16 protein-coding genes and 1 riboswitch are annotated in these 17,134 nt (G+C 42.6%); of the genes, 7 read left to right on the plus strand and 9 right to left on the minus strand.

Translation table 11 applies throughout. The features are described 5' to 3' along the window. Positions 1-208: 208 nt before the first annotated feature. From THEIN_RS09670 to THEIN_RS09685, 4 genes are all read right to left on the minus strand, one after another. The gene (locus THEIN_RS09670) at positions 209-1,513 is read right to left on the minus strand and encodes a cobyrinic acid a,c-diamide synthase CobB (protein ID WP_013908490.1); all 1,305 of its coding nucleotides are present in this window, start codon (positions 1,511-1,513) and stop codon (positions 209-211) included. Further along, positions 1,513-3,228: a precorrin-3B C(17)-methyltransferase gene (gene cobJ, locus THEIN_RS09675; RefSeq protein ID WP_013908491.1), complete on the minus strand. Its 1,716-nt coding sequence runs from the start codon at positions 3,226-3,228 to the stop codon at positions 1,513-1,515. Before cobJ ends, THEIN_RS09670 begins: the two co-directional genes overlap by 1 nt. Positions 3,229-3,299: 71 nt before the next feature. Continuing rightward, positions 3,300-4,058 (minus strand): precorrin-4 C(11)-methyltransferase, encoded by a 759-nt coding sequence (cobM, locus tag THEIN_RS09680; RefSeq protein WP_013908492.1) that lies wholly within the window; start codon positions 4,056-4,058, stop codon positions 3,300-3,302. Further along, the gene (locus THEIN_RS09685) at positions 4,048-5,292 is read right to left on the minus strand and encodes a bifunctional cobalt-precorrin-7 (C(5))-methyltransferase/cobalt-precorrin-6B (C(15))-methyltransferase (RefSeq protein ID WP_013908493.1); all 1,245 of its coding nucleotides are present in this window, start codon (positions 5,290-5,292) and stop codon (positions 4,048-4,050) included. Before THEIN_RS09685 ends, cobM begins: the two co-directional genes overlap by 11 nt. Positions 5,293-5,414: 122 nt before the next feature. Here THEIN_RS09685 and THEIN_RS09690 point away from each other — a divergent pair, with 122 nt between their 5' ends. Then, complete coding sequence (locus THEIN_RS09690) at positions 5,415-6,389, plus strand: FecCD family ABC transporter permease (protein WP_013908494.1); 975 nt, start codon at positions 5,415-5,417, stop codon at positions 6,387-6,389. Further along, the gene (locus tag THEIN_RS09695) at positions 6,376-7,143 is read left to right on the plus strand and encodes an ABC transporter ATP-binding protein (protein ID WP_013908495.1); all 768 of its coding nucleotides are present in this window, start codon (positions 6,376-6,378) and stop codon (positions 7,141-7,143) included. Before THEIN_RS09690 ends, THEIN_RS09695 begins: the two co-directional genes overlap by 14 nt. Here THEIN_RS09695 and THEIN_RS09700 read toward each other — a convergent pair. Then, positions 7,125-7,925 (minus strand): ABC transporter substrate-binding protein, encoded by an 801-nt coding sequence (locus THEIN_RS09700; protein WP_013908496.1) that lies wholly within the window; start codon positions 7,923-7,925, stop codon positions 7,125-7,127. The genes THEIN_RS09695 and THEIN_RS09700 overlap by 19 nt on opposite strands. 88 nt (positions 7,926-8,013) lie before the next feature. Further along, a riboswitch (cobalamin riboswitch) is annotated at positions 8,014-8,249 on the plus strand. Positions 8,250-8,341: 92 nt separating this feature from the next. Between THEIN_RS09700 and THEIN_RS09705 the strand changes: the two genes are divergently transcribed. Next, entirely contained in the window at positions 8,342-9,265 is a 924-nt protein-coding gene (locus tag THEIN_RS09705; RefSeq protein WP_013908497.1) for a sirohydrochlorin cobaltochelatase, read from the plus strand. A 2-nt stretch (positions 9,266-9,267) separates the two neighbouring features. After that, positions 9,268-9,972: a precorrin-2 C(20)-methyltransferase gene (gene cobI / locus THEIN_RS09710; RefSeq protein WP_013908498.1), complete on the plus strand. Its 705-nt coding sequence runs from the start codon at positions 9,268-9,270 to the stop codon at positions 9,970-9,972. Positions 9,973-10,035: 63 nt separating this feature from the next. On the opposite strand, the gene THEIN_RS09715 is transcribed toward cobI, so the two are convergent. The 4 genes from THEIN_RS09715 to THEIN_RS09730 are packed head-to-tail and all read right to left on the minus strand — an operon-like array spanning position 10,036 to position 13,459. Further along, entirely contained in the window at positions 10,036-11,136 is a 1,101-nt protein-coding gene (locus THEIN_RS09715; RefSeq protein ID WP_013908499.1) for a cobalt-precorrin-5B (C(1))-methyltransferase, read from the minus strand. Position 11,137: 1 nt separating this feature from the next. Next, a complete protein-coding gene (locus THEIN_RS09720) occupies positions 11,138-11,767 on the minus strand; it encodes a precorrin-8X methylmutase (protein WP_013908500.1) in 630 nt (209 codons plus the stop codon). Then, a complete protein-coding gene (locus THEIN_RS09725; RefSeq protein WP_013908501.1) occupies positions 11,764-12,807 on the minus strand; it encodes a histone deacetylase family protein in 1,044 nt (347 codons plus the stop codon). Before THEIN_RS09725 ends, THEIN_RS09720 begins: the two co-directional genes overlap by 4 nt. Before the next feature lie 16 nt (positions 12,808-12,823). Then, a complete protein-coding gene (locus THEIN_RS09730; protein WP_013908502.1) occupies positions 12,824-13,459 on the minus strand; it encodes a MarC family protein in 636 nt (211 codons plus the stop codon). A 224-nt stretch (positions 13,460-13,683) separates the two neighbouring features. On the opposite strand from THEIN_RS09730, the gene THEIN_RS09735 reads away from it, so the two are divergent. The 3 genes from THEIN_RS09735 to ispH all read left to right on the plus strand — a co-directional run bounded on the left by THEIN_RS09735 (position 13,684) and on the right by ispH (position 17,130). Further along, positions 13,684-14,559, plus strand: coding sequence for a biotin--[acetyl-CoA-carboxylase] ligase (locus THEIN_RS09735; RefSeq protein WP_013908503.1), 876 nt, complete (start codon positions 13,684-13,686; stop codon positions 14,557-14,559). Positions 14,560-14,686: 127 nt separating this feature from the next. Beyond that, positions 14,687-15,406 carry a RadC family protein gene (gene radC, locus THEIN_RS09740; RefSeq protein ID WP_013908504.1) on the plus strand — a complete coding sequence of 240 codons (720 nt, stop codon included), beginning with the start codon at positions 14,687-14,689 and terminating at the stop codon, positions 15,404-15,406. Continuing rightward, positions 15,403-17,130 carry a 4-hydroxy-3-methylbut-2-enyl diphosphate reductase gene (ispH, locus tag THEIN_RS12220; RefSeq protein ID WP_013908505.1) on the plus strand — a complete coding sequence of 576 codons (1,728 nt, stop codon included), beginning with the start codon at positions 15,403-15,405 and terminating at the stop codon, positions 17,128-17,130. The genes radC and ispH overlap by 4 nt, the downstream gene beginning before the upstream one ends. Positions 17,131-17,134: the final 4 nt, after the last annotated feature.

Raw genomic sequence — 17,134 nt, forward strand, 5'->3', positions numbered from 1 at the left:
CGAAGCGGTCTCTGAGATTGCTTCGCCCTTGACGGGACTCGCAATGACAAAGTAAAAGACGGATCGCAATGACTCCTTCATTTGTAACTGAGAGGAACCGAAGGCGACGAAATAGTCCTTGCGCCAATGGCTATCTGCCATCTGCCATTTAGGCACGGCGAGGCCTATGGGCGAAGCAGTCTCTTAAGTAAAACATTTTGTAAAGGCCTCATAAAGATCCTAGATGCAAGTGAAGGTAGCTGGCGATAATGTTTTCTTTAACTAAGCCAGCCGTAGAAACCTCTAGACCTTCAAAATCAGTAACTTTTAAACCACGGAGACCAAAGCCTGAAACGCGACTGTAATGAAACTCATGGCCCCTGATTTTTTGTCCTTCATTTGCCAAAAAATTAGAAGTCTTAAATGTGGCTTCACGATAACCGATGGCCTGAAGCCTCTTTTCCATGCGTGCCAGGCCAGGCAAGATCCCGGCCATGGGAAAAACCTGGCCGTTAACCTCAAGGCCTTCTAGAAGAAACATAAAGCCGCCACATTCGGCAAGGACAGGCATGCCTTCGGCGACATGCTTTTTAAGTTTTTCATGTAATTCGGTTTGGTTAGACAAAGTTTCCGCAAAAAGTTCTGGATAGCCTCCAGGCAAGTAGAGGACATCTGCTTTTTCTGGAAACTCTCCTTTAATGGGTGAAAAAAAGACTATTTCGTTGCCTGATTCTTTTAAAATATCCAAATTTTCCTGGTAGCAGAAGGAAAAGGCCTTGTCCCTGGCCACGGCAATTTTTGAGCCTTTAATTTTTACGGGAGAAGTTTTTTCTTGGAAAGCTTTAAAAGATGTCTCTTTAAGGCGGGCTATTATTTCTGAAAGATTGGTTTCTTTGGCCAGCTTTTCTGCAAAATAAGCCAATTTTTCTTCGAGTTTTATTTCTTCAGCCTGAACCAGACCGAGATGCCTTGAGGGAAGTTCCAAGTTTTTTTCCCGGGTTACTACGCCAAGAAGAGGAATGTCTAGGCCTTGAAGCGCTTTTTGAAGAATTCTTTCGTGTTTTACGCTGGCTACACCGTTTAAAATTACACCCGTAAAATTAAGTTCTTTCCAATAAGAAGTAAGGCCTTTTAAGATGGCGGCCGCGGTATGTCCAAAACCCCTTGCAGGGAACACCAACAAAATTGGCAGATCGAGGATTTTAGCAACTTCAGCGGTGGAAGCGCAGGTGGTGCCACCTGCACCGTCAAAAAGCCCCATCACTCCTTCTATTACAGCTATGTGGGCTTTTTTAGCTCCTCGTAAAAAACTTCGTATAACTCCCTTTTTTCCTGTCATCCAGGAGTCTAGGTTGTAACAGGGGCGGTTGGCCGCCCTAGCAAGATAAGCCGGGTCTATATAATCAGGCCCAACTTTAAAAGGCGCTACCTCAAGGCCCTGGCTTTTAAAGGCCTTAATGAGCCCGCTGGTAATCACGGTTTTCCCTGAACTACTAAACGGAGCAGCTATAACCAGGCCTTTTGCTTGATTCATCAGTAACGCTTACCCTTATAACCACGCGGGGTTACCATGAGATTTTCTAAAATAAAGCTGCTTGAGCTGCCTATAAAAACCGTAGTTTGCATGTCAACGTCTTCAGGATTGAGGGCGGTAAGAGTGGTAATTTTTAGGCTTTCGTCTTTACGCCCAATAGCTTTGGCTATTCCCACCGGGGTGTCTTCTGGGCGAAATTCAAGAATAATGTCTTTGGCGCGGGCCAAGTGTTCTTTGCGGCCTTTGCTTCTGGGGTTATAAAGCACGATGACAAAGTCCGCCTGAGCAGCGGCTCTAAGGCGCTTTTCAATAATTTCCCAGGGGGTTAAGCGATCAGAAAGGCTAATGCAGGCAAAGTCGTGCATAAGCGGGGCTCCTAGGCGGGCAGCCCCTGCACTGGCTGAGGTAATCCCTGGTATTATCTCCACAGGGATTCGGCCCATGAGTTCTTTTTCTTTCATTAGTTCAAAGACAAGCCCGGCCATGCCGTAAATGCCAGGGTCACCTCCGCTTACTAAAGCTACCTCAAAGCCCTCAAGCGCTAAATTAAGGGCCAAGGTTACTCGATCAACTTCCTGAGTCATACCTGAAGTAAAAACTTCTTTGTCTTGAAGAAGTTTTTCCACAAGGGTTACATAAGTTTTATAGCCAACTACTTTTTCTGCTTGCCTAAGGGCCTTGCGTGCTCGAGGAGTAAGTTCTTCAAGGCTTCCGGGCCCAAGCCCAACAACCCAAAGTTTTCCCGGCGGAGGCGGTATTTCAGCCACAGCTATGGTAACGCCGTCTTGTTTTTGTTTGGGAATAAGGAGCCTGTCACCTTGAGAGCCAGAAAGCGCGGCTGGTTCCGCCACGGCCCGCACTTCGGTATGTTTTTTAGCCATCGAGTCTTTAAGGCCGGCTTGGGTAATTATGACGTTTATTTTTTTAGGGGTAACGGCTAAAGCTTCAGCATTTAGTCTTTGAGCCAGGGCTTTAAATCCAGGAGATTTGGCTTTGCGCTCAAGAGTGGCTAATTTCTTGATAGAAAGAAGGCTTAAACGGTGCTTTTCAAACACTTTTTTAAGGGCCGTAAAAAGTTTTTCTTCTGAGACTCCTTCATGGAAACCCATACCCACTATAAGCCTTTTTGGCCGGGCATAAAGCCCTGAAAAATTTTCAAAATAGTGATAGCCCACGACAAGATGAGCCTCTTCGAGCTCATTCGTTAGTTCAAATGTTTCAAGAAGCGGGACTTTAGTTTCTGTATAAACTTTAAGGCCTTTTTCTTCTATGTAGCGAGAAGTAGTTTTGGGGATAAGTTCTTCTGGTTCAAAGATGAGCTCGTGCTTTTTAGCCCATAGATCAAGGGCTGGAAGCTCTGAAATATCACTGGCCGTGGTAATAACCGGCGTAGAGTTGAGACAAGCTGCTATCTCACGGGCAAGGCTATTAGCTCCTCCTAGATGTCCTGAGACCAGACTTATTACGAAGCGACCAGCTTCGTCGAGAACAAGCACCGCTGGGTCTTTTTTCTTGTCTTCTAGTAGGGGACTTATCTTTCTTACGGCGATACCACTTGCTCCAATAAAAATTATGGCCCTGCTTTCGTAAAAGCAGCTTTTGAGTTTTTGGTAAGAAAAAGGGAATATATCAGCTTCAGGAAAAAAATCGGCAATCTTTTCTGCCAAAGCTTTTCCTTTTGAGCTTATATAAAAAACAACTACTTTATTATTCATGCCTTGGAGGGTACTCTAAGCCTTCCATTTTGAAAGAAATATTCGAATTTTAACCTTTAAGTAAGTCCGTTTTAACCAAAGTTCTCGCTTAAGCGGGAATCTCGGTAGAGTTTTGATCTTTTGTTCATATGTTTTATGGCCGCTTCTAATGCTTCGCCCACGTAAATGAGGGCTGTTTTTTTAAAGCCGGCTTCTTTAACCAGGTGGCTCAAGTCTTTAAGTTTACCCCTGATAATTTGTTCTTCTGGCCAACTAGCCTTGTAAACCAGGGCTATTGGGGTATCAGGTGCAAGTTTCTTAAGTAAGGCTTGTTCTATCTCTCTAGCCCTATTGATACTGAGGAAGATTACCAGGGTAACGTCTTTTCTGGCAAAATAAATTAGGTCTTCAGAGGAAGGACCGGGAGTTTTTCCTCCAAGCCGGGTAAAAATTACCGTCTGGGAAACTTCAGGCACGGTGAACTCGAGGCCAAGGCTTGCCGCTCCAGCAGAAGCTGAAGTTACTCCAGGGATCACTTTGTATGCTATGCCTCTGGCTTTAAGCTCAACGATTTGTTCATGAATAGCGCCGTAAAAGGCAGGGTCTCCACTATGGAGTCTTACCACGGTTTTGCCCTGGAATACTGCCTCTGTAATAACTTCTATGATTTCTTCAAGGGACATTTTAGCTGAATTGTAAAGTTCAGCCTTTAAACCTTCCACAAGCGAGGGGTTTACCAGAGAGCCGGCGTAGATGATTACATCTGCTTCATTAAGTAAACGTTTTCCTTTCTTTGTAATAAGCCCCGGGTCTCCTGGGCCGGCACCTACAAAGTAAACTTTAGTTTCCATATTTTTCTCCTACCAGAAGATATATTTGGTTTTGGGCCTTGAGGTAAGTATAGCCTGAAATGCGGTGGCTTGATCTTGACACCTGGATAGAAACCACCTCTTTTAGACCATTTTTTTCTTTTAAAAATCGGTAAGCGGTATCCAGAGATTCAATGGTTATGGTCGCTATCACTACCGGGCCTGATTTAAGCTTTAGCCACACAGCGTTTAAGATGTCTTCAAGCCCTTTACCTCCGCCTCCTATGAATACTCTATCAGGTGAGGGCAGGGCACTTAAGACTTCTGGAGCGTTACCTTCAATGACCTTAACATTAAAAAGGCCGAATTTCTGGCGGTTTTTTTTTATTAAGTTTATTCTTTCTCGATGTTTTTCTACGGCATAGACCAAAAGCCCTGGTGATAGGTTAGCCACCTCACAAGAAACTGAGCCAGACCCAGCGCCTATATCCCAGAAAATTCCTCGATGAGGGAGCCTTAGTTTATGGAGGATAACGGCCCGCACTTCATCTTTGGTTATTAAGCCCCTTTCGTAGAGAAATTCTTTTTCTTTTAGGCCAAAGACAGGATTTTTGTTTAACTCTTCAGATATGATAATTACTAGGTTTGGAGTTTTAAAGTCTTTTTGAGAAAAATCAGCTGGTGTTCCGTCTATTATATTTTCTTCAGGGCGGCCTAAACGTTCAGCCACGATCATCTTTATCTGGTAAAGACGAGCTTCTAAAAGGGTGTGGGCAATCCTTTTGGGAGAATTTTCGGAGTCAGTAAGAATTACGAGTTTTTTGTATTGCCTAACAAGGGCCGGAATATCCTCTAAAGTATGGTTTCTTTCAGTTTTTCGAGAACCGTGAAGGCTAACAAAAAAAGCGCCTTCCCAGAGGATTTTGGCTTCAGCAAAAGCGACCTGGAGGCTCGAAAGGGCAGGAATTAGTTTTATTTCCCGAGGGTCAAAGCGGGTGAGAAATTTTTTACCCACCCCAAAAAACAAAGGATCTCCTGAAGCCCAAAAGGCTACTTTTTTCTCAGAGGAGAGAGCTTTTTCTACTTCTTCTAAAGCTTCACTGAAGTGTTTGAAAAAAAACCAGTTTTTGTGTGAGAACTTTCTGTGCCAAGGGACGAGTTTATCTTTAAGGTGCAAAGCCGCTACTATTTTATCAGCTTCTTCAAGGGCTTTGTTAATCTCTGAGGTATAATCTTTTACAGGTAAGCCCAAAACCCAAAGTTTTGTCTCTTCCATCTTTGTCAAACTATCGCCCTTGATCCCAAGTGGCAAGATTTTTTTTACAAACCAATCTTGATTAAGCAGGAGTTTTGGTTTGAGGGTTGAAAATTTTTGCCTGTCCCCACTATATTTGGCTTATGAAAAAAAATAGGCCTCTTCTGGTTTATCTATTCCTTACTTTAGGTCTGATAGGCGCAATTTTTCTGGCCCTTACTCGTGGAGCGGTGAACTTAAACTTTCTTGATCTTTCTCCCGTTGAAAAAGACATATTCCTCTACGTGAGGGTACCTCGAGTTCTTCTGGCGGTTCTGGTAGGTGGGGCTCTCGTATTGAGCGGTATTCTTTTTCAATATGTTATGCAAAACCCACTGGCCGACTCTTTCACTACCGGAGCTTCAGCTTCGGCGGCGCTGGGAGCCGTAATTGCTATCTTTTTTGGACTTACACATTTTATCTTGCCCTTTGCCCTGGGTTTCACTTTGCTGGGCCTAGCTATCGTTTACCGCATTGCGTCTTACCAAGGGAGGCTTCTTCCTATAACCATGCTTTTGGCAGGCATTGTTATTAGCACTTTTTCTTCCGCCACTATAAGCCTCCTTAAATACCTCAGTGATGATTCGGTTTCTTCCATAGTTTTTTGGCTAATGGGAGGCTTCCAGAATGCTTCTTACGCCAAAATCGTTCTCCTTGTCGTGACTTTATTGCTAGTGACGTTTAGTCTCTACCGCCGCGCCCTTATGCTTGATCTCATAAGCTTTGACGAAGCTACGGCCATTTCAAGTGGTGTCCCTGTTTACCGCTTAAGAAAAGAACTACTTTTTTACGGAGCTCTGCTTACGACCTTTGCCGTAGCCTTTTCAGGTATAATAGGTTTTGTAGGTTTAATAGTGCCTCATATTTTGCGTCTTTTGGGTTTTTCGCAGGCTAAAAAAATCATACTTACCGGGTTGTTTTCAGGAGCTATTTTTATGGTTCTGGCGGACTTATTAAGCCGCACTATACTTCCTCAGGGAGAAGAACTGCCAGTTGGCATTTTAACTTCCAGCATCGGTGGTCTCTTCTTTCTTTATCTTTTGGTGAAAAGGCGGAAATCCCTTTATGAGTTTGATTAGCTTAAAAAAGTTCAGAGTAAAAAAGGGAAGCTTTTACTTAAAAATAGACGACCTTTACCTTTCTTCAGGTGAGTTAGTAGCTATATGTGGTCGCAACGGGAGCGGCAAAACTACTTTTATCAAAGCTTTAACGGGCCTTATTCCCTACAAGGGAAGTTATTTATTAAACAGCCAGGAGTTTAAAAAAATACCTGATAAAGAGAAATATCGTGTTATTTCCTATTTACCTCAGGAAGGGCGTTTAGGGCTCCCCTTTGATGTTTTCTACGTGGTATTGAGCGGGCGTTTCCCTATAACTGATGGGAAAAAATATAGACCAAAAGATTTCGTGGCCACGGAAAAAATCCTGGAAAAACTTGAGTTGACTTCCTTTAAAGCAAGACCTTTTCAGCAGCTTTCAGGAGGAGAAAAAAGAAGAGTACTTCTAGTCCGGGCGTTAAACCGTGAAGCTAAGTTACTTTTTTTAGATGAACCCTTTTCTGGCGTTGATCTTCTCCATCAGCAGAAAATTTTACAATTTTTACGCTTTTACGTGCAAGAACTAAACGCCCTTGTGTTGGTGGTGGTGCACGAACTGAGTCTGGCTTTAAGACATTTTGACCGGCTACTTTTCTTGGAAAATGGAATGCTTATGGGAGATTTAACCCCAGAAGAAGTTACCGAAAGTTTTTTGAGCCGTTTAATAGGCCTTCCTACTAAACTTTTGCGCCCCAAAGACCCTAACTTTGATGGTATTTATTTAGTAGGCCGATAATGTTTCCAGAATAAACTGTTAAGCTTAATTACAGCGTCAAAAGAATTAAGGCCAGGTCTTGCAAATTCAATTTCGGGAACTTTTACCACTACCGCTGATAAACTCTTAAAATAAGGACGTTCTTTAGGAGGAACAGGGTTTCGGTTCATTGGGCCTTCTTGATACAGATAAAAATCAGGAGAAAGGGCTATAATTTTTTCTGGGGAAATGAGAACGTGTTTTTTTTGCACGTTTACAGGGTTTATACCTCCAGCTGCACGAATTATGTCCGTGACGATACTTTTTTGCCCAGCTACCTTTAAAGGTAGGCTTGTTATTTCGTATATAACTTTGGGTTGATAGGGTAAAGGCTTTACCTGTGTAAGTTTAGCCGAGAGCTTGACTATTAATTGACGGGCTTTTTCCTCTCTGCCAAGGATGTTCCCAAGGTCTTTGATACATTTAAGGATTTCATCGAGCGTGCGCGGGTCGTAACGATAGACTTTAGCGTCAAACCGGCCCGCCAATTCATCAGGGAAGGCCCGTTTAGAGCCCACTATTAAAACATCAGGACGCAAAGCTTTTATTAACTCCAGGTTAGGGCGTAAATGAGAGCCTACTTTAGTAGCTTTAGGGAAGAAATGGTCGTGGCGAGTTACGCCAACGACCTCATCTTCTATGCCCAATGCTTTAATAATCTGACTGGCCCCTGGGTAGAGAACAACGATTCTTAAAGCGTTAGCCTGTGTAGCCCCTAAAAAAGTCCACCAGAATATAAGGCTAATTAAAAAACATTTTTTCATTTTGCCTGTCCCCAAATTTTTCACGAAAATTCTAACTCAAATTTGCCTGTCCCCAAATTTTTCTTGAAAAGAAAAGCGAGTTTTGCTAATTAATTTTCTTGCCCTAGGTGCCCCGCTACAACAAACAGAGTTGGGGCGGGGTTAAACGGGAAGTCCGGTGAAAATCCGGCGCTGGCCCGCAACCGTAACCGGGGACGAAAGCCGCTAGGCCCAATTGGGCGACAGGCCACTGGGGCTTAAGGCCGAAAGGCCAAAGGCCCTGGGAAGGCGCGGTGAGTAGGATGATCCGGAAGCCGGGAGACCGGCCTAGGGCATGCTAGGACGGGGCTTCGAGGCTTCCTGCCCCGTTCGGGATTAGTCTTCCCGACGGCCCGCCTCGCAAGCCCCTCCAAAAATTTTATCAAAGGAGGGGTCATATGTTACACAAAATTTCAACGGTTATTTGTTTGGCATTAGTTCTTTTTTGGGGTGGTTCTGCTTTCGCTCAAATTTTCAAGATGAAACACCCACCGCTTAAGGAGAAGCCAGCCATTGTCATTGCCGCTTTTGGTACTTCAACAAAGGCACAGGTTACTTTTGATTTGTTTGACAAGCAGCTTCGTCATGAACTTCCGGGTTATGAAATCCGCTGGGCGTTTACTTCTGATATCATCAGAGCAAAAATGAACAAAATTTATGCCAAAAAGCGCTTGCATAAAAGGCTTTACAGCCTTCAAGAAGTATTGGCGAAACTCGAAGCGGAAGGTTATCGCCAAGTTGTGGTCCAACCACTTCACATCTTCCCTGGCATCGAATACAAAGAAGTTCTTAACATTTGTGAGAACTTCCCAGGTCTCCGTATAGTTGTAGGAGAACCTCTTTTTACCCGCTGGGAGACCATTTACGAAGTGTTAAACGTCCTTTCCAAAGAATTTTTAAAGCCAGAAGAAGGAATAAATATTCTTGCTGCTCACGGAACCGATGTTACTTGTGATACGGCTAATATAACTTATCTGGGACTTGATTGGATTTTGAATAACCACTTTCCAAATGTAGTGGTAGCCACTGTAGAAGGGGTTCCTGATGCTGAAAGCATTCTTAAAAAAGCCATTTCTTATCCTGGGGAAAAAGTGAAGTTTATTCCTATTATGTATGTGGCAGGTGACCACGTTATGAACGACATCTTCGGTGAAGAAGATTCTTGGCGGGCTGAGCTAGAAAAAGCCGGCAAAAAGGCCCAGTGCGTAACCACTGTTATAAATGGCAAGACTTATTACAAAGGCCTTGGTATGTACCCAGAAGTAAATGAAATCTTTATTGAAGGCATTAAGAGATATCTTGAAATTATTGAAAAATTCTAGCCATGCCTAAGCTCTACGGTGTGGGGGCAGGTCCGGGTGATCCGGACCTACTTACCCTTAAGGCTCTCAAAGTATTAAATAGCGCTAAGACCATTTTTGTTGCCAGTTCAAGCAAAAACGCCTATTCCTTGGCAGCGAAAGTAGTTTCTTCGCATGTTCCAGAAGGAAAAGAGCTTAAACCTTTAAGCTTTCCCATGACCTACGATGAAAATGCGCTTTCAAGAGCCTGGAAGGATAATGCCAAGACTGTGTTAAAAGCACTAGCTGAAGGAGATGTAGCCTTTCTCACTATGGGAGATCCGAGTTTTTATTCAACTTTTGTTTATCTGGCCCGGGAGATAAGAAAGCTCGCTCCTGAAGTTGAAATAGAATTGGTGCCTGGTATAACCGCGGCGCAAGCGGCTGCAGCCAGGCTCAATTTAAGTCTGGCCGAAGGAGATGAAACTGTATTATTTGCTTCTGGTGCAAAAGGAGGCCAAATAATAAGAAAATTTGGCGGGCAGGTAAACTCTATAATCCTTTACAAGGTTTATCGTTCTTCAAAAGATATTTACAACGCCTTAAAAGAAAAAGACCTTCTAGATAAAGTTAAAGGGATTTCCTGTTGTTCCATGCCTGAGGAAAAAGTTTATCCTGATGCATTATCTTTAAAGAACAAAAAGCTCCCTTATTTTACCCTCTTCATTGTAGGAGGTAGAAAAATTTAAACCTGGATTTCGGCTTAGTTATTGGGGGTCTGAGGTGAAGCCCCAATACCTTGCTCCCCAATTTTAGTGTTCCACCCAGGCTAGAGGTTTTCCTGAAAAATCAAACAATATGCCTCGAATAAAAACTTTTCGGTTGGCCATTTGTCTGGCTTCTTTTACGGCTTTTAGAGTTAATTTTTCCGCCCAAAGGGGCAAAGCTTCTGGTGATTTCTCTTTTAAAGTTTCTAAAAAAAACCTCGCGGTTTGTCCTTCAGCTAAGATATTAATTGTTTCTTCGGCTACGTTTATTTCTTTAGCCAGCTTTAACATCATTTCTAAAGGTATTTTATTGTGTTTAGCGTGGGTATTGGAAAGCCCTTTAGCTACTTTAGCCATTTTCCCTACCATTAAGCCCAAGGTTACCCTTTCGAAACCATAAGCTGCTGCTAATTTAAGAGAAAAACCTATAAAATCACCAACTTGAACAAAAGCTTCCTCAGGGAGCTCAGAGAAAAGCTTTTGACAGAAGGCCTCACTTCTTCCACCTGTAGCAAAAACAACTTCCTTTAGTTTTAAGGTTTTAGCTACGCGTAAGGCTTTGGCAATGGTGGCCTTGTAAGCTGCTGTAGAAAAAGGAATTACCACTCCTTTAGTGCCCAGAATTGAAAGACCACCTTCTATACCCAGACGAGGATTCAAAGTCTTTTGGGCTAGTTTATCGCCTTCGGGAACGGAGATAGTGATAATCACGTCTTTCCTCGTTCTTTGAGGTCCAAGCACTTCGCTAATCACATTTTCCATCATGCATCGCGGCACAGAAGTGATAGCAGGTTCACCAACCGGCAAACCAAGCCCTGGTTTGGTTACTATACCCACTCCTTCACCGGCTTTAAAAATAATTTTGCCTGTCCCTTGTTTTAATTCGACTTTTACCTGAATTTCTGCTCCATGGGTGACGTCAGGATCATCTCCGGCATCTTTTATTACCGAAGCTTTTGCTGAAAAACCATTTTTTGAAATATAAGCAATAGGAATTTTTACATTTTGACCGATTGGAAGAGTAAGTTTTACTGTTCTAGGTTTTTTGCCTTTAACTATATAAATAAGGGCTGCTTTAAGGGCTCCTGTGGCACAAGTACCTGTAGTAAAGCCCAGCCGACCTTTAACATGTTTGGGAAGTTTCATTTTATAACGCTAGCTTAATAAGGGCGTTGACCAGAGCCACCGCTATAGTAGAACCACCCCTAGTGCCCAAAAGGGTAATGTAAGGAGCAGGTGATTTTTCAACCAATAAGGCTTTGTACTCTGCTGCACCAACAAAACCTACAGGAACACCAATAATCAAGCTAGGAGGCCTTGCTCCTTTCTCTAAAGCTTTAATTAAGGCTAAAAGGGCTGTGGGGGCGTTTCCAATAACAAAGATGTCTATATTTTTACTTCTGTCAGAAATTGCTTTTTCCACTGAACAGATGGCCCTGGTTATACCACGCCTTTGGGCTTCTTTTATAACTTCTTCGTCGTCTATGTAACAGCAGACCTTTCCGCCAAGACGGGAGAGCTCTTTTTGGTTTATTCCTGAAACTACCATTTTTACGTCACAAAATATGTGGCCTCCTGATTTAAGGGCTTTTATCCCTCGAGACACAGCCAAAGGGTGAAAAACTAAGTCCTTGGCCAAACTTATATCTCCAGTGGTGTGAATAACTCGTTTTACCAGGGGGAGGGATTCTTCTGGAAAAGAAAGACCCTCTTTAGAGAGTAGATTTTCGATTATGCGAAAACTCTCTTTTTCTATCTCTTGAGGTTTAAGAATCAAGCTAGCTCCGGCCAAAAGTCTTTATGCACAGCTTTTACATAGTTAAGGACTTCTGGTTCTCGGTCTTTTTCTTCCATTTCTTCAAGTTTATCAGTGGGGATAAGCGAGCGACCAGCAAGTTCAAATAGCACTGCCGCAAGAGAATCGGCTAAACCCTGAAGGCTATATCCCCCTTCAAGGGTTAAAAGCAGGCGACCATTACAGTGTTTATCCGCTATTTGCTTTACCAGGCGTGCCAAATAAGCCACTCCTATGGGAGTAACCTGCATGCCGCCTAAAGGATCACCAAAATAAATATCAAAGCCAGCAGAAACAAGGACCAGTTCAGGCTTAAAGCGTTCGGCTATAGGAAGAAGGATTTGACGATATACAGTTGCATATTCTAGATCTCCACAACCTGCAGGAAGGGGCACGTTTACCGTAAAACCTTTTCCTTCACCTTCACCAATTTCTTCGACGGTTCCCGTTCCCGGATAATAAGGATATTGATGAGAAGAAAAGAAAAGGACTTCTCTGTGGTGATAAAAAGATTTCTGGGTGCCGTTTCCATGATGTAGGTCCCAGTCAACAATGAGAATGCGTTTTAGCCCAAGTTTTTTGAGGGCATAATGAGCCGCTAGAGCCACGTTGTTAAACAGGCAAAAGCCCATGGCTCGATCATACTCGGCGTGATGGCCCGGTGGCCTAACTAAAGCAAAAACCTGTTTGGCCTGATCAGAAAAAATAGCATCAAGCCCAACAAACTGGGCTCCTACGGCTTTGATGGCTGCTTCGTAAGACTCTGGGCTGGTAGCTGTATCGGCATCAAGTTGAACACTTTGTCCGCTTGTTTGTTGAACAGTTTTTACATATTCTGGAGAATGATTCCAGGTAAGCTCTTCAAAAGTGGCTTCTCTTGGAGCTAAAATTTTATAAAGGTTATTTATATCTGGTTTTTCTAAACGGCTGTAAATTTTTTCTAATCTTTCTGGCCTTTCAGGATGGTATTCCCCTGGGTTATGTTTGAGAAAAATTTCGTCTTTTACAATGGCTATGTTCATGTTGGGCCTCCTTGATTTACTTGAGGAGTCCCGGAAAAAGTTCTCCAAGCCCCTTAGCCATATATTCAACCGAAATAACCGCTAAAATCAATCCCATAATTCTTACAAATAAGTTAGTTCCCGTTCGACCAAGTATTTTGGCGATACGGGTAGAATAGAGAAATACCAAACAGGTAATTAGAGAAACGGCCAAAATGGCAATTATTACCTCTAAGCGAAAGCCAAAATCTTTGTGGCCAGCGGTTAATACCAATACTGTAGTGATGGCCCCAGGGCCGGCTAAGATAGGTACCCCCAAGGGGACAATAGCTACGTCTTCTTTGTGACGACTTTCTTCCTCTTCTTCTGGACGACTCTTTGTGGCTCTAGGTTGTGCCTGAATCATTTGAAGAGCTATTAATAAGAGGATCAAACCTCCAGCCACCCGGAAAGAAGCCACAGAAATATTGAAGAAGAATAGCAATTGATCTCCGATTAACGCAAAGGCTGAAAGCACTAAAGCTGCTACAATAGCGGCTTTATAAGCGCTCTTTTTTCTGCGTTCGGGAGAAAGATCATTCGTTAGCCCTAAAAATAAAGGCACACACCCTATAGGGTCTATAATGATAAAAAGAGGAATAAAAATATGTAAAAAACCCTTGATAAATTCCATGGCCTCTTTTTAGAAGATTTTTTGAAATTTGTTAAGGGCTCAAAATAGTTTTTAAGAGACCTTGGAAAATATTTTTTGCCTCCTCGCAGTGACCAAATGAAAATTGGCCGTTGCCAAATAGCTGTTGGTAAACTTTTAGTTTTTGTATAGTTTTTGCGATCTCTTTCTTAAAATCATTATGAATCGTCTTCTATTAGTTTTAAAGTTTAGTAAACTCTTGATTTATGAAACGTTTAGTTGGACTTGAAGAAGAAATCTCTTTTTTGTTAAAAAATTTTTCTCGCATTCAAAATGAAGCTTTTTATGGCTTTCCGGCAGAAGAGATTTGGCGACGAGGAGAAGAAATAGGCCAGGAAATACTTGTTTTTGAACGCCTTCCTAGAGCTATGAATTTTCTCCGCCAAAAAATAAAAGAAGACCGCTTTATAAAAAACGGTCTCTCCGTAATGGCCCTTGAAATGACTGCCGCCAAAGGTCGTTTCACTCGTACCTGGGTGGCCTCTAAAGGAGGGCTTTGGTTGTCTTTGACTTTATACGACGATTTGATCCCAGAAACAAAAGGATGGTTGCCAATTATCATAGGTTTTGCCTTGACAGAAACTGTTCAGGCTTATGGAATACCTGCCAGACAAAAATGGATAAATGATGTTTGGATTAACAAAAAGAAATTGGCCGGTGTGTTAATAGAAAAAAATGTTTGTGCTGGAGAAAGCTGGTATCTGGTCGGAGTAGGGCTAAATGTAAATAATTTTCTTCCTCCAGGGCTTCCGGCGATTTCTTTAAAAGAATTACTCGGCGAAGAACTTTCTCTTCTAGAGGTTGCCGCTAAATTTTTACTAAACTTACGCAAATATTGGGGTTTGTTAAAAGCCTACGAAATAAAGCTTATTCAAGAAGAGTCGCTTAAAAATCCGCTGCCAGAAATTTTTAAAAAATTTTCCGATACTATTGGGCGCTACGTGGCCTTTGGGGAGGATTTAACCGCCAAAGAAGAGGGCAGAGGATTGGTAGCTGGTATAAATCATCTAGGCCATCTTTTAATTGAACTTCCTTCTGGCAGCCAAATAGAGCTATTTTCCGGCGAAATTCAATATCTATGAGTCTTTGTAAAAAACTTGTTTAAGATACTGCTTCCGCGCATTTGCCCTTCGCAGTGACTAAATAGTAACTGGTTAACGGGATTAAGGTTTTTTGCTGGCCACTTGAAATTTTGCCGAAAAGAAGGCTATGAAAGAAGATTTTAAAGAAAGAGTAAAGGGCCATCGAGAGCGTTTGAGACGCAAGTTTCTTGAATATGGACTTGACGCCTTTACTGATGAAGAAGTCCTTGAACTTCTACTTATCTTCGGTACTCCAAGAAAAGATTGTAAACCAGCGGCGAGAAAAGCTCTGGCCCACTTTGGCGACCTTGCTTCTGTTCTTGAGGCTCCAAAAGAAGAACTATTAAAAATTCCAGGCATTGGCCCCAAAAATATGCTGGCCATAAAATTTGTTCACGCTGTGGCCAGAAGGTTTCTTGAAAGGCGTCTTAAAAAACGCCCTTACTTACATTCAGCCAAAGAGGTTTATGAATATCTGGCCCACAGTATGATAGATCTTAAAAAAGAAGTTTTTAAAGCTATTTACCTTGATGCCAGAAATCAAATTCTTGCCGTGGAAGACCTTTTTCACGGCACGGTAAACGAAAGTGTGGTTTATGCCCGCGAGATAATAGAGCGCGCCCTTCATCATCATGCCAGTGCTCTTGTTATCGCCCATAATCATCCTTCCGGAAACCCTAAACCTTCAGGAGCTGATATCCATCTTACTAAACGTCTTTATTTAGCTTCGGCCTTATTAAACTTAAGACTTCTTGATCATCTAATAGTTGCCAAAGAGGGATATTTCAGTTTTGCTGAAGAAGGACTACTTGAAACCATTGCTCAAGAGGTAGCTAAGACCCTATGAAAGTGATAATGGCTAAAAAAGCTGGGTTTTGTATGGGAGTGCGCCGCGCCGTACAACTGGCTATCAAAGCCTCTTACGAAGCCGAAAAACCAGTTTACACTTACGGCCCTCTTATTCACAACGAACAAGCCCTAAAGCTTCTTGAAATGCTAGAGGTAAGGCCTATTAAAAAAATTCCTGAAAAGGGCAGGGGGACTATCATTATCCGGGCCCACGGTGTTCCTCCCGAAGATAAAGAGTTCCTCAAAAAAGCCGGGTTTAAAGTCATTGACGGCACTTGCCCTAGAGTTTCACGGGTGCAGGCCCTGGCCAGACGCTTTAGCCGTGAAGGTTACTGGGTGGTAGTTATAGGAGACCCAGACCATGCGGAAGTTAAAGGTATTTTGGGCTATGCAGGCGAAAGAGGTCTCGTGGTTAGCAGTTTTAAAGACTTGGAGAATCTTCCTCCGCTTGATAAATACGTCATCCTTTCGCAAACCACACAAGACGAGGAGTTTTTCAAGTCAATAGTTGAAGAGTTGCTTTACCGTTATCCCGGCGGGAAAGTTTATAATACCATTTGTAACGCTACTCATAATCGTCAGCGAGAAGTGCGGCGTCTTTGTAAACTTTGTGATGCTATCGTAGTGGTGGGAGGAAAACATAGCGCTAACACCAAAAGGCTTGCCTTGATTGCCCAAGAAGAGGGGAAAGACGTCTTTTTAGTAGAAACCGCTGATGAATTGGACCGAGAGGCCATAAAAAAGTATCGGAAGGTAGGGGTTACTGCTGGAGCCTCAACTCCTAATTGGGTTATAAACCAGGTAATCCGTACTCTTGAAGAAATTCCTTCGCCTTATGAGTCGTCTTTTCTAAGACAGGGACGGAAGCTCTTGCGTTTTCTATGCGAAAGCAATTTAGCCCTTTGTGTTGGTGTTCTTTTTTTAAGTCTCGCCGGTCTTTTTATAAATGGTTATCCTTTTGATTTTCGCCTGGCTATTTTAGCTACAGCCTTTCTTTTTAGTGCTCATACAGTTAACCGTCTGGTGGACTTAAAGTCTCTCCATCTTAATGATCCAGCACGAGCCAAATTTTTAGAGAAAAATCGATTAGTTTTTATTGGTCTGACAATCTTTGGTTTTATTCTGTCTTTAGGACTCGCCTTGATTATTGATAAAACGGTTTTTTTGCTTCTGCTTTTAATGACCTTTTTAAGTTTACTTTACAGCTTACCTTTCCTAGGAAGGAAGGACTCTTTTTCTCCGGTTCAACGGCTGCCAGGAGTGAGAAGCCTTTTCATTGCCTTTGGCTGGTGGATAGTAATAATCTGGCCCATCATTTTAACTTATGGTTATAAGCCTTCTCTCATATGGTTTGGTTATCTAGTTTTTCTGGTAGCCTTTATGCGAGCAGTACTTTTAGAAGTTCTCGAATTTCAGGGAGATGGCTTTGTAGGCAAAGAGACTCTTCCTGTGTTCCTTGGAATTGAAAAAACTTTTCTATGTTTGAAAATAACTTCTATTCTTACGGGAATTTTCATTTTAGGCGGATTTTTGTGGGGTGACTATCCTAATCATTATTTAACTCTATTGGTGGTGCCGATTTACTCTTTCTGGGTGCTCAACCAATATAAAAAAGCCCTTCTTGGCCGCAATCTTGAACTGGAGGTCTTAGCTGAGGGTCTTCCGGTAGTTACCGGAGGCAGTATTCTAGCTGGGGAGGTTTTAGGCCGCTTTGGACGCTGACATT

This window comes from Thermodesulfatator indicus DSM 15286 (genome assembly GCF_000217795.1).
GTDB lineage: Bacteria > Desulfobacterota > Thermodesulfobacteria > Thermodesulfobacteriales > Thermodesulfatatoraceae > Thermodesulfatator > Thermodesulfatator indicus.

Excerpts from the sequence above, each read along its gene's own strand:
- THEIN_RS09695 (WP_013908495.1), top strand. The coding sequence starts at position 6,376 with ATGAGTTTGATTAGCTTAAAAAAGTTCAGAGTAAAAAAGGGAAGCTTT.
- THEIN_RS09730 (WP_013908502.1), bottom strand. The coding sequence starts at position 13,459 with ATGGAATTTATCAAGGGTTTTTTACATATTTTTATTCCTCTTTTTATC.
- THEIN_RS09725 (WP_013908501.1), bottom strand. The coding sequence starts at position 12,807 with ATGAACATAGCCATTGTAAAAGACGAAATTTTTCTCAAACATAACCCA.
- radC (WP_013908504.1), top strand. The coding sequence starts at position 14,687 with ATGAAAGAAGATTTTAAAGAAAGAGTAAAGGGCCATCGAGAGCGTTTG.
- THEIN_RS09705 (WP_013908497.1), top strand. The coding sequence starts at position 8,342 with ATGTTACACAAAATTTCAACGGTTATTTGTTTGGCATTAGTTCTTTTT.
- cobM (WP_013908492.1), bottom strand. The coding sequence starts at position 4,058 with ATGGAAACTAAAGTTTACTTTGTAGGTGCCGGCCCAGGAGACCCGGGG.
- THEIN_RS09690 (WP_013908494.1), top strand. The coding sequence starts at position 5,415 with ATGAAAAAAAATAGGCCTCTTCTGGTTTATCTATTCCTTACTTTAGGT.
- THEIN_RS09670 (WP_013908490.1), bottom strand. The coding sequence starts at position 1,513 with ATGAATCAAGCAAAAGGCCTGGTTATAGCTGCTCCGTTTAGTAGTTCA.
- cobI (WP_013908498.1), top strand. The coding sequence starts at position 9,268 with ATGCCTAAGCTCTACGGTGTGGGGGCAGGTCCGGGTGATCCGGACCTA.
- cobJ (WP_013908491.1), bottom strand. The coding sequence starts at position 3,228 with ATGAATAATAAAGTAGTTGTTTTTTATATAAGCTCAAAAGGAAAAGCT.
- THEIN_RS09715 (WP_013908499.1), bottom strand. The coding sequence starts at position 11,136 with ATGAAACTTCCCAAACATGTTAAAGGTCGGCTGGGCTTTACTACAGGT.
- THEIN_RS09700 (WP_013908496.1), bottom strand. The coding sequence starts at position 7,925 with ATGAAAAAATGTTTTTTAATTAGCCTTATATTCTGGTGGACTTTTTTA.
- THEIN_RS09735 (WP_013908503.1), top strand. The coding sequence starts at position 13,684 with ATGAAACGTTTAGTTGGACTTGAAGAAGAAATCTCTTTTTTGTTAAAA.
- ispH (WP_013908505.1), top strand. The coding sequence starts at position 15,403 with ATGAAAGTGATAATGGCTAAAAAAGCTGGGTTTTGTATGGGAGTGCGC.
- THEIN_RS09685 (WP_013908493.1), bottom strand. The coding sequence starts at position 5,292 with ATGGAAGAGACAAAACTTTGGGTTTTGGGCTTACCTGTAAAAGATTAT.